Source organism: Selenomonas sp. KH1T6 (assembly GCF_900108415.1).
Taxonomy (GTDB): Bacteria; Bacillota; Negativicutes; order Selenomonadales; family Selenomonadaceae; genus Selenomonas_B; species Selenomonas_B ruminantium_A.
Genome location: NZ_FNWN01000001.1, coordinates 17,912 through 32,221 on the forward strand (window position 1 = coordinate 17,912; position 14,310 = coordinate 32,221).

General features: G+C 54.2%; 15 protein-coding genes. All 15 read left to right on the forward strand.

Annotated features, from left to right (window positions below):
* Positions 1 to 117 precede the first annotated feature (117 nt).
* The 15 genes from BLW59_RS00120 to cbiB all read left to right on the forward strand — a co-directional run bounded on the left by BLW59_RS00120 (position 118) and on the right by cbiB (position 14,301).
* Positions 118 to 606 (forward strand): QueT transporter family protein, encoded by a 489-nt coding sequence (locus BLW59_RS00120; RefSeq protein WP_029543848.1) that lies wholly within the window; start codon positions 118 to 120, stop codon positions 604 to 606.
* 12 nt (positions 607 to 618) lie between these two features.
* Positions 619 to 1,344 (forward strand): SprT family zinc-dependent metalloprotease, encoded by a 726-nt coding sequence (locus BLW59_RS00125; RefSeq protein WP_081348308.1) that lies wholly within the window; start codon positions 619 to 621, stop codon positions 1,342 to 1,344.
* Between the two features lie 365 nt (positions 1,345 to 1,709).
* The gene (locus BLW59_RS00130) at positions 1,710 to 2,510 is read left to right on the forward strand and encodes an NUDIX domain-containing protein (RefSeq protein WP_074695205.1); all 801 of its coding nucleotides are present in this window, start codon (positions 1,710 to 1,712) and stop codon (positions 2,508 to 2,510) included.
* Complete coding sequence (locus BLW59_RS00135) at positions 2,500 to 3,057, forward strand: cysteine hydrolase family protein (protein WP_074695207.1); 558 nt, start codon at positions 2,500 to 2,502, stop codon at positions 3,055 to 3,057. The genes BLW59_RS00130 and BLW59_RS00135 overlap by 11 nt, the downstream gene beginning before the upstream one ends.
* A gap of 39 nt (positions 3,058 to 3,096) precedes the next feature.
* The gene (gene pncB / locus BLW59_RS00140) at positions 3,097 to 4,314 is read left to right on the forward strand and encodes a nicotinate phosphoribosyltransferase (RefSeq protein WP_074695209.1); all 1,218 of its coding nucleotides are present in this window, start codon (positions 3,097 to 3,099) and stop codon (positions 4,312 to 4,314) included.
* A gap of 18 nt (positions 4,315 to 4,332) precedes the next feature.
* Positions 4,333 to 5,097 carry an NAD(+) synthase gene (gene nadE / locus BLW59_RS00145; RefSeq protein ID WP_074695211.1) on the forward strand — a complete coding sequence of 255 codons (765 nt, stop codon included), beginning with the start codon at positions 4,333 to 4,335 and terminating at the stop codon, positions 5,095 to 5,097.
* Between the two features lie 11 nt (positions 5,098 to 5,108).
* Entirely contained in the window at positions 5,109 to 5,678 is a 570-nt protein-coding gene (locus BLW59_RS00150; RefSeq protein WP_139283488.1) for a hypothetical protein, read from the forward strand.
* Positions 5,679 to 6,014: 336 nt separating this feature from the next.
* On the forward strand, positions 6,015 to 6,773 hold the full coding sequence (gene cobJ, locus BLW59_RS00155; RefSeq protein WP_074695215.1) for a precorrin-3B C(17)-methyltransferase: 759 nt from the start codon (positions 6,015 to 6,017) through the stop codon (positions 6,771 to 6,773).
* Entirely contained in the window at positions 6,774 to 7,553 is a 780-nt protein-coding gene (gene cobK, locus BLW59_RS00160; protein WP_074695217.1) for a precorrin-6A reductase, read from the forward strand. It abuts the gene before it with no gap.
* Between the two features lie 3 nt (positions 7,554 to 7,556).
* A complete protein-coding gene (locus BLW59_RS00165; RefSeq protein WP_029543861.1) occupies positions 7,557 to 8,192 on the forward strand; it encodes a precorrin-8X methylmutase in 636 nt (211 codons plus the stop codon).
* Between the two features lie 12 nt (positions 8,193 to 8,204).
* The gene (locus BLW59_RS00170) at positions 8,205 to 9,596 is read left to right on the forward strand and encodes a cobyrinate a,c-diamide synthase (RefSeq protein WP_074695219.1); all 1,392 of its coding nucleotides are present in this window, start codon (positions 8,205 to 8,207) and stop codon (positions 9,594 to 9,596) included.
* Positions 9,578 to 10,225, forward strand: coding sequence for a bifunctional adenosylcobinamide kinase/adenosylcobinamide-phosphate guanylyltransferase (cobU, locus tag BLW59_RS00175; protein ID WP_051650305.1), 648 nt, complete (start codon positions 9,578 to 9,580; stop codon positions 10,223 to 10,225). Before BLW59_RS00170 ends, cobU begins: the two co-directional genes overlap by 19 nt.
* 58 nt (positions 10,226 to 10,283) lie before the next feature.
* Positions 10,284 to 11,612, forward strand: a complete 1,329-nt coding sequence (locus tag BLW59_RS00180; RefSeq protein WP_074695221.1) for a DUF3298 and DUF4163 domain-containing protein — start codon at positions 10,284 to 10,286, stop codon at positions 11,610 to 11,612.
* 188 nt (positions 11,613 to 11,800) lie between these two features.
* A complete protein-coding gene (locus BLW59_RS00185) occupies positions 11,801 to 13,351 on the forward strand; it encodes a cobyric acid synthase (RefSeq protein WP_074695223.1) in 1,551 nt (516 codons plus the stop codon).
* The gene (cbiB, locus tag BLW59_RS00190) at positions 13,345 to 14,301 is read left to right on the forward strand and encodes an adenosylcobinamide-phosphate synthase CbiB (RefSeq protein WP_074695225.1); all 957 of its coding nucleotides are present in this window, start codon (positions 13,345 to 13,347) and stop codon (positions 14,299 to 14,301) included. The genes BLW59_RS00185 and cbiB overlap by 7 nt, the downstream gene beginning before the upstream one ends.
* Positions 14,302 to 14,310: the final 9 nt, after the last annotated feature.

Below are 14,310 nucleotides of genomic sequence, written 5' to 3' on the forward strand. Positions count from 1 at the left end.
TGTCAAGAAGTTTATGTACAAAGCATAGCTGATTTTATGGACGGATACAAGGAGTTAGTAAAGATTGGAAGATGAGCGCAATCAAACTGTTGGTAAGATAAGGAAGTAGTGAAATCAATGACGCAAAAGATATCCACAAGATTTATGGCACAGGCTGCCATTATTGCAGCCACCTATGTTGTACTGATCATTGTGTTTGCACCCATCTCATTCAGCGAGATACAGGTCAGGATAGCTGAGGCGCTGACCATACTGCCGGTATATACGGTAGCAGCGGTGCCGGGACTGGTTATCGGATGTCTCCTGGGCAACATCATAGGCGGGGCACCAATGCCTGATGTGGTATTCGGCACGGCAGCTACGCTGATTGGAGCAGTGGGGACCAGGCTGCTGCGCAGCAGGAGGCCTGTGATAGCTATAATTCCACCGATTGCAGCCAATATGGTGATAATCCCGTTCGTACTGCGTTATGCCTATGAAGTACCTTTGCCTATACCACTGATGATGGCAACGGTAGGCATAGGGGAAGCAATATCCTGCGGTATGCTGGGGCTTTTGCTGCACAGGGCTCTACAGCCCCATAGAAGCAGTGTGTTTAAGGCGTGAAGAGTGTGGAAGATGGGAAAATACATGATAGAGGAAAACATAATGCCTTGGGGCGGGCAGGTAGTGACGGTGCAGAAAAAGGCCATCAAGAATGTTTACTTGAAAGTGCTGCCGCCTGAAGGGCGCATACTCCTGTCGGTGCCGAAGGGGTATAGCAGGAAGGAAATAGAGGAAGTACTGGATAGCCGCAGGGAATGGCTGCTATCCAGGCAGCAGCTCATCAGGGAAAATGCCAGGGCATCAGTCAAGCGCCAGTATGTGACAGGGGAAAAGATACCTGTCTGGGGAAAGCCTTATGAACTGGTGGTGAGAGAAGTGGCAGGTAACAGAGCCAGGGTCACCTGCAAGGATGGCAAGGTGTTGCTCCTGGTGCCGGGATATGCCACCAGGGATCAAAGGAGGCAGGTCCTCAATGACTGGTACCGCCGCCAGCTTGAAAGAGTGGTGGCATCAGAGAAAAGCCGGTTGGAATCCTTAGTGGGGAAGACAGCAGCGGAGTGGCGCTTCCGGGATATGCATACCCGCTGGGGCACTTGCAATGTGCGTGCCCGCCGCATTTGGCTGTCCATACACCTGGCCAAGCAGTCCCCGGAGGTTTTCAGATATGTAGCCATACATGAGCTTACTCATCTCTGGGAGGCCAATCACGGCCCGGAGTTCAAGGCGAGGATGGACAGGTACTATCCTGGGTGGCGAGTAGTCAGGAAGCAGATGAATATTGCAGCTGATTTCGAGTGATTAGGATTTTTACCCTTGAGAGTTTTATTTGTTAACCGTATGACGATTTAAGATTGCCGCGGTAAAGAGCACCTTATACGTATATATAGAAGGGAGCCGCCTGTTGATGTGAGTCAAGAGGCGGCTCTTTTGTGGTGCCAGGAAAAGAGGATAAGGCCTTCCTTGCATTCGTGTCCGGTTGACCATAGTGAAAAGCGCGGTGTGACTTTGGTTGTACGATGAAATCTGCGGCATCTGCCTGGACGAGGGATATATGTATGCAAAGGAGCAAGATTTTGCTTGACATAAGTGGTATTATATACTACAGTATAAGTGGTACTAAATACTACATAAGAGTTAAAGACCAGGATGGGGGATGGATAGTTATGCCAGAGGAAAGAAGTCAGGAGGAGCAAGAGTTCCTGAAGAACTATGACCCTTCCAAATACGAAAGGCCGTCAGTGACGGCAGATGTGGTGATTTTCACCATGGACGAGGACAATGAGCTCAACGTCCTGCTTATCAAGCGGGGAGGACATCCCTACAAGGATTACTGGGCCATCCCCGGGGGCTTCCTGGAGGCGGGCAAGGAGTCCGTGGATGAAGCGGCGGCCCGGGAGCTTTTTGAGGAAACGGGAGTGAAGGTGAGCGATGGCATTGAACTGCGGCAGCTCATCACCGTGGGGGCGCCGGACAGGGACCCCCGCACCCATGTGGTGAGCGTGGTTTATACAGCTTTGGTGCCCAGAGGATTGCTGAAGGATATCGCTGCCGGAGACGATGCCAAGGAGGCCCGGCTGTTCAAGGTACGCCGGGGCTATGACGAGCATGGGGAGCTTTCCACCTACTTTGTTACCAGCGACTGTTCCATCACCATGAAGCATCTGGCCTTTGACCATGCTTTCCTCATCAGCACCGCCATCAAGCGGCTGCAGGGCAGGCTCAGCTATACAGACGATGCCTTTGCCCTGCTTCAGGATAAGTCAAGGTTTGAAATCTACGAACTGATGAAGATTCACGAAGCCATTCTCTTTCAGAAGCTGGACCGCTCCAACTTCCGCAAGATGTTCCTGCGCAGCCTGGTGGACAGGCATCGGGTGAAGGAGATAGGCAAGTACGATGCCTCCGGCAAGCCCAAGACCGCTTTGTATTGCTATCTGGAAAGGAAGGATTACGATGAAGGCTAAGAAAGTACTCATTGTGGTGGACATGCAGAATGACTTTATTGACGGGGCCTTAGGCTCCCAAGAGGCCGTGACCATCGTGGACAAGGTGGCGGAGAAGGTGAAGGCCGCCGAGGAGGAGGGCACGCTGGTGCTCTTCACCCGCGACACTCATGGCGAGGATTACATGACCACGGAGGAAGGGAAGAACCTGCCCGTGCCTCACTGCATAGAGCGCACTGAGGGCTGGCAGGTCAGCGAAAAGATTCCCTACCCCCAGAAATCCCGCAGCTTTGACAAGTTCACCTTTGGCTCTCTGGAAATGGGCACCTTCCTCAAGGAACTGGCCTTCCCTCCCGAAAATGTGGAATTGGTGGGGCTTTGCACGGATATCTGCGTGCTGTCCAATGCGGTGATAGCCAAGGCGGCTTTGCCCAATGCTCACATCAAAGTGGATGCCGCCTGCTGCGCGGGCGTGACACCGGAGTCCCATGACACGGCTCTTTCCGCCATGAAGGCTATTCAGGTGGAAGTAGTGAATCAGGGCAGCGAGCCCTGGCGCAAGCTGTAAGCAAGAAAAACTCAGACAGGAAGCAAGGAGGGGCAGGCAATGAAGTTCAAGCAGATCATCAATTCACTTTTGGAAACAGACCTTTACAAATTCAGCATGGGCCAGGCCATCTTCCATCAGGCCAGCGAGTATGAAACCACCTGGACTTTCAAGTGCAGGAATGAGAATGTCCGCTTCACCCCGGAAATGGTGGAGGAAATCAGGGAGCAGGTCAAGGCCTTCTGCACCCTGCGCTTCACGGAGGAGGAGCTATCCTATCTCTCCGGCATCAAGTGGCTGAAAAAGTCATATATCAACCATCTGCGCCTTTGGCGGCCCAATTTTGCCGACTTCAGGATTGAGGCCGGCGGGGAGAAGGGGCTGATGATTGAGGCGGAGGGCACTCTCCTTGACACCTCCATGTACGAGATTCCCACTTTGGCCATCGTGAATGAGGTTTACTACCGCTTCCGGGAGGACTACGACAAACTGGTGGCAGATGCCAAGCGCCGCACCGAAGCCAAGGCAGAAATGCTACAAATGGGCCAGTACTGGCTGCCTGTGTTCTCCGAGTTCGGCCTGCGCAGGCGCCTTTGCGCAGAGGTGCAGGAGTACGCCATCAAGCGGTTTTCCAGCCTGGACAATTTCGATGTCTTGCGCTCCACCTTTGTGGGCACTTCCAATGTGTACCTGGCCAAAAAATACGGCGTGAAGCCCGTGGGCACCATGGCCCACGAGTGGATCATGTGCATGGGGCAGGGCAACCACCTTTACAATCCCGCCTACTCCAACAAGGTTGCGTTGGAAGCCTGGGTGAAGGAATACGGCGTGGACAACGGCATTGCCCTCACCGACACCATCACCACCGACTGCTTCCTGCGGGACTTTGACAAGACCCTGGCCACCCTGTTCAGCGGCGTGCGGCATGACTCCGGCGACCCCTTTGTCTGGGGGGACAAGATGATTGACCATTACACCCGCCTGGGCATTGACCAGAGAACCAAGACCCTGCTGTTTTCCGACTCCCTGAATTTCGAGAAGGCCGATAAGATTGCCCACTACTTTGAAGGTAAGGCCAGGGTGGCCTTCGGCATCGGCACCTATATCTCCAACGACACCTATGTGGAGCCGCTGAACATCGTCATGAAAGTGACCAGGTGCAACGGCCAGCACGTGGCCAAGATTTCCGACACCCCCGGCAAGGGCATGTGCAAGAGTCAGGAGTATGTGGACTACTTGCAGCGGGCCATTGATTACAGGCTGGCCAATGATGATTGAAGAAAAGGAGTGTTTCTTATGAACAAAATAAATTATCCTTCTTTTGAAGCAAAAATAGATGCGCAGAAAATTGCAGACTTTATCAAGAGCTGGTTTGACCAGAACGGACCCACTGCCAAGGCCGTAGTGGGCCTCTCCGGAGGCAAGGATTCCACGGTGGCCGCTGCCCTTTGCGTCAAGGCGCTGGGCCGTGACAGGGTGGTGGGTGTGCTGATGCCCAATGAGGTGCAGCCGGACATAGACGATGCCAAAGCCGCCGCTGCCCACCTTGGCATCAAGTACCGGGTGGTGAATATCGGCCGGCCCTTCCAGGCCATGCTGGAAGCCTTGCAGGCTGAGGATAGTGCAGACTTCACCATCACGGCCCCCCTGCGCCAGAACCTTGCGCCCCGCCTGCGCATGGCTACCCTTTACGCCGTAGCCCAGGGCCTGCCGGAAGGAGGCCGTGTCATCAACACCTGCAACCGCTCCGAGGACTATGTGGGCTACAGCACCAAATACGGCGACAGCGCCGGTGACGTGGCCCCGCTGGCCGCCTATACAGTAGACGAGGTCATTGCCATCGGTGAAGTCATGGGCCTGCCCCAGGAGCTGGTGCACAAGGCACCCTCCGACGGCCTCTGCGGCAAGACGGACGAGGACAACCTGGGCTTCACCTACGCCGTTCTGGACAAGTACATCAAGACAGGCGTGTGCGAAGATGAAGCGGTGCGGGCAAACATTGAGCGCCGCCACAAGCTGAATCTCCACAAGGTCAGCCTTATGCCCATGGTGGAGCGGTGATTTTGCCATAGATGCTTCGGCACGGCGTGATGCTCTATCAGTCCTTCTCTGGGGATGCCGGTGTAGGCGTGGCAAAGTTCACCGCTGTGGATTCAAAGCTCACCAATATGTCCGCTGGCCCCATGTTTTACATCACTAATACCACCGCCACAGCCAGCCTGAAAAACACCCAACTGGTGCAGGCAGGCGGCTCCAAAACACTGGTGCAGGTCACCAGTGACCGCTGGGGCACCACGGACAAGAACGGCGGCGACTTCACTTTGGACGCAGAAGATCAGCTTCTGGAAGGGGATGTGCTGGCAAACAGGATCAGCCAGGTGACACTGAACCTTGGAGAGGGAGCTGTGCTGAAAGGAGCCGTGAACCCAGACAACCAGGCAGAAAAGATGACCGTGAACCTTGCCCAAGGAGCAAAGTGGGAACTTACGGGGGATGCGTATGTCACTTCCCTCACAGATGAAGACATAAACTTCAGCAACATTGAATCCCACGGTCACAACATCTACTACGACAAGTCAGAAAGCAGCCTCGGGGGCAAGACCATCAAGCTTCCCGGCGGTGGCAAGCTGATGGCGCATTGAAATATTTTATACATATGGTATATGCATAAAGTCCAGCCATAAATCAGAAATAACTCTGATTTATGGCTAGCTTTTTTATACCTTTTATCTGGCCTCATTGCTCTAGACTGCACATGGTATTGAAGATTAACTTTTCCAGTATCGAATACATTTTTGTTACTTTCTGCACCATACCTTAAGGCAGGATTCCTCCAGTTGCCACCGGCATCATACGTTTTGATTTATCTGGATTTGTGAAAGAGTGTGGAAGAAACTGCGTTAACCTGTAAAATATGGTATAATTATCTTAATTTATACAGACTGAAAGTCACATACGAGCAAAAAAAGGTGATAAAAATGGCAAAGATAACGGTAGTGGGCCTTGGCCCTGGCAGTCTTTTGGACATGACGCCCCGGGCCTTGCAGGCAATCGAGCAGGCAGAAGTGGTGGCGGGATATAATACTTATATCAAGCTCATTGAAGAACTTTTGGAAGACGGCTCCAAAGAGGTCATTGGCACTGGCATGATGCAGGAGATTGACCGTTGCCGCATGGCGGTGGAAATAGCTGCTTCCGGCAAGGAAACTGTGGTTGTCTCCAGCGGTGATGCCGGGGTTTACGGCATGGCCGGCCTGGTGCTGGAACTGATTCTGAAGCTGCCGGAGGAAAAGCGTCCTGAGTGGGGCGGCGTGGTGGCAGGTGTGTCGGCTGTTAACGCAGCTGCTTCCATCCTGGGGGCACCGCTGATGCACGATTTTGCGGTCATCAGCCTTTCCAATCTCCTGACGCCCTGGGAGACTATCAGGAAGCGCATCGAGATGGCGGCGGAGGGTGATTTCGTCACTGCGCTCTATAACCCCAAGAGTAAGAAGCGGGTGCAGAATATCGAGGAAGTGCGGGAAATCATGCTGAAGCACCGCAACCCCGACACCCCCGTGGGCATTGTCACCGCAGCCAGCCGGGAGAAGCAGTCCAAGGTCATCTCTACTTTGCAGGACTTTACCAAGGAAGAAATCAACATGTTCTCCCTGGTCATAATCGGCAATTCCCAGACTTACGTGCAGGAGGGCTGGATGGTGACACCCCGTGGCTATGAGAAAAAGGAGACGCTCTAAATGATTTTCGTCATGGCAGGAACCCAGGACGGCAGAGAACTGGTGAAAATGCTGCTGGCAGCCGGCTATCAGGTGACGGCTTCGGTGGTGAGTTCTTACGGCAAACAGCTGCTGGAAGAAAACAAAGGTCACAGTCTGGTGGTAAATGACGAACCCATGGACGGTGAGGCACTGGAGAAATATTTCTTGGCACATCACATAGAAGCCTGTGTAGATGCCAGCCACCCTTACGCCGTCAATGCCTCCCAAAATGCCATGGCAGCCTGTCACGGTGTGAAAATCCCTTATCTGCGCTATGAACGCAATCTTACCCGGCTGGATTACGAAAAGACTGTGATAGTGCATAGCTATGAGGAAGCGGCGGCAGAAGCGGCTAAGCTGGGCAAGGTGATTTTCCTCACCACCGGCAGCCGTAATCTCAGCAAGTTCACCTCAGCAGAGTGTCTACGGGATTGCCGCTTGATAGCCAGGGTGCTGCCTACAGCAGAGGTAATTGGCCTTTGTGAGGATTTGGGGCTGGCGCCTGACCAGATTGTGGCCCTGCAGGGGCCTTTTTCTGCCGCCCTGAACAGGGAGCTGTTTCTGAGATATGAGGCGGAGGTTATCATCACCAAGAACAGCGGCACATTGGGTGGCACGGATACCAAGGTACAGGCAGCAGCGGAACTGGGCCTGCCCCTCATTGTCATTGACAGGCCTCCTATGGCTTATGACTGCCTGTGCAGTACTTTTGACGAATTAAAAGATAACTTGCATGACCTGCTGAAGGAGGATGCCTAAGATATGAATTTCATCACCAAGCCTATGGAAATCGAACATCGCAGCATGGAGATCATTGCTCCTCATCTGGCGGGGTTGAACCTCAGCGAAGCAGAAACCAAAGTCTACTCCCGGCTGATCCATGCAGCAGGAGATGTGGACTATGCTCCCCTGATACATATTCACCCTGAAGCCATCAGTAAGGCGCAGGAAGCCTTGCAGGCAGGCTGCGACATCTACACAGATGTGGAAATGGTGCGCACGGGCATCAACAAGCGCAAGCTGGCAGCTTTCGGGGGCAGGGTCCATTGCCTGATTGCCGATGAGGACATCGCAGAACTGGCAAAAAAAGAGGGCATTACCCGCTCCATGGCTGCCATGCGCCATTTTGGCAAGGCACTGGACAAGAACATTGTAGCCATTGGCAATGCCCCTACGGCACTCTTTGAAGTTCTGCGCCTGATGGAGGAAGAGGGAGTGCGCCCTGCCTGCATTGTGGGCATTCCCGTGGGCTTCGTGGGGGCGGCTGACTCCAAGGAGGCTCTGCGCCAGCAGGAGATGGTGCCTTATATCACTGTAGAGGGCACCAAAGGCGGCAGCCCCATTGCGGCAGCTGCCATCAATGCCATGATGTACCTGATCGATGATACCCGTCCCTGAAGGAGGCTGCCCATGGAAAGGCATATTCCCCGTCTGGTCATCGCCGCCACCCAATCCGGGGCGGGCAAGACCACCATTGTCACGGGACTGCTGGCGGCCCTGCGGGAAAGGGGCGTGGCTGTCCAGTCCTTCAAGGTAGGGCCGGATTATATTGACCCCGGTTATCATCAACTGGCTTCCGGACGTCCCGGCATGAATCTGGATACCTGGCTGACTCCGAAGGAAAAACTCGCTGCTTCCCTGGCAAGGGAAATGGAAGGGGCGGAAATCGCCCTTATCGAGGGGGTTATGGGCCTCTATGACGGAGGACGGCAGGGCATCAGTTCCACGGCAGAGATTGCGAAAATCTTGCAAGCGCCCGTGGTTCTGGTAATCGATGCCAAGTCCATGGGGGCCTCTGCCGCAGCCATTGCCCTGGGATTTCGGGATTATGACAGAGAAGTGAAAATTGCCGGAGTGATTCTCAACCGGGTTGGCTCCGATACCCATGAGGCCATGCTGCGTGAAGCCATGGCCGGCATTGGCATGTCCGTTTTCGGCGTGCTGCGGCGTCAGGAGGGACTGGGCATGCCAGAAAGACACCTGGGCCTGGTGCCGGTGGAAGAGCGGAGCGGTGCAGATGAACCTGCCAGGAAAGCCGTGGAGGCCATGGGCAGGGCTGTGGGAAAACAGGTAGATGTGGACGCTCTACTGAAACTGGCTGAGATGGCAGAGCCTTTGCAAGCTGAAACTGCAGAAGGGAAGGGGAACAGCGCCAGACCTGTCTGCCGCATAGGCGTGGCCAGGGACGAGGCCTTCTCCTTCTATTATCCCGCCAGCTTGCAGGTGTTGAAGGATCTGGGCGCAGAACTGGTGACCTTCAGTCCCCTGGCAGATAAGTCCCTGCCTCAGGTTGACGGTCTGCTCATAGGCGGCGGCTTCCCTGAGATGTTTGCCAGGCAACTGGAGAATAATTATTCCCTGCGCCGGGAAATAAGGGAAAAGGCCTTGTCAGGCCTGCCCATCTACGCTGAGTGCGGAGGATATATGTACCTGATGGAAAGCCTGCAGGATTTTGAGGGACAGGTATATGATATGGCAGGCATCTTTCCTGGCAGGGCGGTGATGACCCGCAAATTGCAGACTGTGGGCTATATCGAGGCCCGCCTGGCAAGTGATACGGTGCTGGGCAGGAAGGGAAGCCTTATCCACGGACACGAGTTTCACTTCTCAGTGGAAGAGGATAAGGGAGAAGCAGCAGAGCGGCCCTTTGAGTTCACCCGCCTGCGGAACGGCCAGCGCTATGGGGCAGGACGGCTGCGCAATAACACCCTGGGCAGCTATCTGCACCTGCATTTCGCAGGCTGCCCGGAGCAGGCAAGAGCATTTGTGGAGGCATGTGCGGCATGGAAAGAGAGACACTGAAAGCAAAGACCAAGCTGATACTGGTGACCGGCGGTGCCCGCTCCGGCAAGTCTGCTTTTGCGGAAGAATATGCCCAGGCAGCTGCCCCCGAGGGCAAGGTAGCCTATATCGCCACTGCGCAGATATGGGACGAGGAAATGAAATTCCGGGTCAAAAGGCACAGAGCAAGGCGTCCTGCAAACTGGCAGACCTTTGAAGCCCCCACGGAACAGGAGGTGCTTTCTGCTCTTAAAGAAGCAGGTGACAGTTGCGAGGTAATTCTCTTTGACTGCCTGACTCTCTACCTCAGCAATTTTCTATGCAGCTGCACAGAGAGCGAGCTGCATGAGGAAGACAGGCTCTACAAGCAGGCAGAGGAAATGGGAGCAAGGCTTTGGGAAACTGTCTCTCAGATGAAGCATGCCAGGGCTGTTGTCATGGTTACCAATGAGGTGGGGGCGGGTATTGTGCCGGAAAATCATCTGGCCCGGCTATATCGTGACCTGTCAGGCCTCCTGAATCAGCAGCTGGCATCAAAGGCAGAAGCCGTATATCTGACAGTCTGCGGCCAGGCCGTCAATCTCAAGAAGCTGAACTGCACAGCAGAGAAAGCCGCAGAACAGGATTTGGGACTCCCTGGCTATTTGTGAGCAGCTGGGAAAATGATAAGATAAGTGGGGCTATTGCACAAGTGGAAGGAGAAATAACTTGGAGAACGTAAAGAAAAAAATTGCAACTCTTTCGCTGGGAGCGGCCTTGGCAATTTCTCCGGCCATCTTCCCGGGCATGTTATCAGAATATGCAGGTTTTTGCATGACTTGCGAGGCTGCCAGTCATGTGGATGCCTCTCTTCGGCCTGTTCAACTGGCAGTGAATTCCCACCTTACGGTAGACAGTGATGCTGAAGGAGACCTTTTGCGCAGCTCACGCACCACTGTGAATCTGGTTGGCAGCGGCCAGAGCACAGAGGCCTTGCAACAGGCACTTTGGCAGTATAGCAAAGAGGCAGTGGAAAGACGTCAGCATCTGCGCGAAGGGATGCTGGTCACAGCAGCCGCTGACCGGGCCGAAAGAAAGGCGTACGGTTCATACTCATTTGTGCCACACGAGGCACTCTCAGATGTTTTTGTGCGCCGCGCCGATACCCTGGCAGTGAGCCTGCTGGAATATGGAGAAAGCTATGAAGGCGGTGCCCACGGCTCCTATGGTGTATGGGGACGCAGCTTTGACACCCAAACGGGCAAAGAACTCACCCTTGGGGATGTGTTTGTGGACAAGAAAAAGCTGATGGCTGCTATAGAAAATCGCTTGCAGCAGGATTACCCCAAGGCTTCTTTCATGGAAAGCGGCGGCACCGAGCTCGTGAGGGAAATGACAGAAAAGATGGTGGGAGATGGCACCATCTCTTGGACCCTTGACCCTTGCGGGGTGACCTTTTATTTCAACCCTTATCTCATTGGCAGCTACATGGAAGGTATTTTTGCAGCCACTATTCTCTTTGATGAGCAGCCTGAGCTTTTCAAGGACAAGTACCGCCATGCACCTGCCTCCTACTGTATGGAAATTTTGCCATATCAAAAGATGCGCACGGCTTTTGCCAAAGGCAGGACTGGCACTATCTGCGTGAGCCAGTCAGACAGCGGCATTCTCATTAAGCTGGATGACAAGGAGCTCAATGATTACGGTGAAGCAAGCGGCTTGCGTCCTGTGGTGGTGAGCCTTGCTGACGGGCGCAGGTATCTTTATGTGGATGCCCTGGAGGCAGGCGATATATGGGAGACCACAAGCGTATACGATATATCCGGCAAAGTTCCCGTCCTTGTCCCCCAAGCCCGGCACATGACACGCAGGGCAGACATTCCGGAAAACTATGCCTCCCTTACAAAGGATAGTGACCCGGACAAGGTTTTCTATATCATGGCTGATCCCATGCATTTCCAGATGAGCGACCTGTCGGCAGGAGGCGGCGGCCTCCTGCGCGAATGCCGTGTAGGAAAGAGTGGTGCTCCGGAAGTAATAGTGGAAACGCAGCCATGAGGCATAAACCCTTCTATACAGTTACGAATCAGCAAGTATTGGCACGGGGAAGACCCCGTGCCAATTTCCTTGTTTTATGGTACAATCATCATAGTTTATGCGAGAGCATGGGGAGCGGGAAGTTGCTCCCTTAGAAAGTATGAGTATTTGATTTCAGCAAATCCGCACTACTATTGGAGGTCTTTTCCATGTCTAAGAGCATCATGCTGATGGGAACCAGTTCTCACGTGGGCAAGAGCATCATCACTACGGCTCTTTGCCGTATCTTTCGCCGCCAGGGCAGAAAGGTGGTGCCCTTCAAGGCGCAGAATATGGCTCTGAATTCCTATGTGACCCGTGAAGGGCTGGAGATGGGCCGGGCTCAGGTGGCCCAGGCAGAGGCGGCCGGGCTGGAGCCTATGGTGGACATGAATCCCGTGCTTTTGAAGCCTACAGGACATTCCTGCTCCCAGGTCATCATCAACGGCAAGCCTGTGGGCAATATGAGCGCCCGTGAATATCATACAGGCTATTCTCTGAAGGCTTTTTCTGCCGTCAAGGAGGCGCTTTTGCGTCTGCAGGAGAATTATGAGGTGCTGGTCATCGAGGGGGCGGGCAGTCCTGCTGAGGTGAACCTCAAGGCCAATGATATAGTGAATATGCGGGTGGCAAAGCATCTGAATGCCCCGGTGCTGCTGATTGCAGACATTGACCGTGGCGGCGCCCTGGCTTCCCTGGTAGGCACTCTGGAACTTCTGGAGGAGGACGAAAGAGCTCTGGTCAAGGGGCTTATCATCAATAAGTTCAGGGGAGATATAACCCTTCTGCAGCCAGCTATTGATTTTCTGGAGGAAAAGACTGGCAAGCCTGTGCTGGGAGTGGTGCCCCATATTGACGAAATGGGCATCGACGATGAGGACTCAGTCTCTTTGGAAGAAAAGCAGTCCGCCCCCGCCAAGGATAAGGACAAGTTGCGGCTGGCAGTGATACAGACGCCGAAGATTTCCAACTTCACGGATTTTTCCAGCCTGGCGGCAGAACCAGATGTAGAGCTTTACTATGTGCAGGAAGCCTCCGGTCTGGGCGAGCCAGATCTGATTCTCCTGCCTGGTTCCAAGAACACCACAGAGGACTTGCTATACCTGCGGGAGAGCGGCCTGGAGCGGGCTGTCAAGGAGAAGGTGCAGCAGGGCACACCCCTCTGGGGCATCTGCGGCGGCTATCAGATGCTGGGGGAGAAGATACGAGACCCAAGGCATATGGAATCTGACCATGACGAAGTGGAGGGGATGGGCCTGCTGCCCATGGTGACCACTTTCACCGCAGAGAAGCTGCTGACCCAGGTGAAGGCTTCCTGCAAGGATTTGCGCTTTGCTGATGTCCGGGAAGCCATGACAGCTGACAATATGCCCGGCTATGAGATACACATGGGGCAGACCGAATTCACCTCCCAGGTGAAGCACCCCTTTGTCATCAATTGTTCCAATGGACAGGACACTGCAGGAAGCGATGGGGCCTTGAGCACTGATGGCAAGGTACTGGGCACGTATATCCACGGCATCTTTGACCATGACGGCTTCCGGCGCCAGCTCCTGAACGTGCTGCGCCAGCAGAAGGGCTGGGAGGCTTTGCCAGAGCAGCGCAACCAGCACCGGGACAAGGAAGCTGCTTATGACAGGCTGGCAGATGTTGTAGCTCAGAGCCTGGATATGGAAAAACTGGCAGAAATCATGGCAGGAGGTGAGGACAGCTCATGCTGACGGCTATCTCCGCCTTCCTCATAGATGCCATTATCGGGGATCCCAACAGCAAATGGCATCCAGTAGTCCTGATGGGCAAGCTGATATCCTTTTTGGAAAGGGCCTTTTACCGCCCTGAGGACAGCGACGGCAAGAAATTTGCCATGGGGGCCATGCTGGTGATCATAGTGCTGCTGATTTCTTATGATGCAGCAGCTGCCCTGATGCATTTTTCCTACTATCTGCCCGGCTGGGGCAGTGCCATGGTGGGGGCCCTGATTCTATCCTTCATGATTTCCCCCAAGAGTCTGGCCAAAGCCGGCAAAGGCATTTGCGCCCTGCTTTTGTTGGGCAATCTTGAGGAAGCCCGCCAGAAGGTGGGCTGGATAGTGGGCCGGGATACGGATAAATTAAGTGAAGCCGAGATTGCCAGGGCTACGGTGGAGACTATTGCGGAAAACACCGTGGACGGAATCATTGCTCCCCTGTTTTTCTTCGCAATTGGCGGCGTGCCCTTGGCGGTGCTCTACCGGGCTGCCAATACCATGGATTCCATGATTGGGTACAAGAATGAGAAGTACCTTTACTTTGGCCGGGCGGCTGCCAGGCTGGATGATGCCCTGAATCTGATTCCTGCCCGTCTGACAGGCCTGCTCTTTATCGTAAGTGCCTGGCTCTTGGGCTTTGATGCCCGCCATGCCCTGAACATTATGAAGCGGGATGCGGACAAGCACCCCAGCCCCAACGGCGGCTATGCGGAAGCTACGGTGGCAGGAGCTCTGCATATCCGGCTGGGAGGAGTCAATTCCTACTTTGGCAGGGAGAGTTTCCGCGCCTATATGGGGGATCCCATCCAGGTGACGGGGCCAAAGCACATCATGGAATGCATTCGCATGATGTATACAGCTACGGTGCTTTACCTCATCGGTTTCTATATCGTATTCCAGTGTTTGGGTCACAGCCTGTATTGAGGGAGGGAA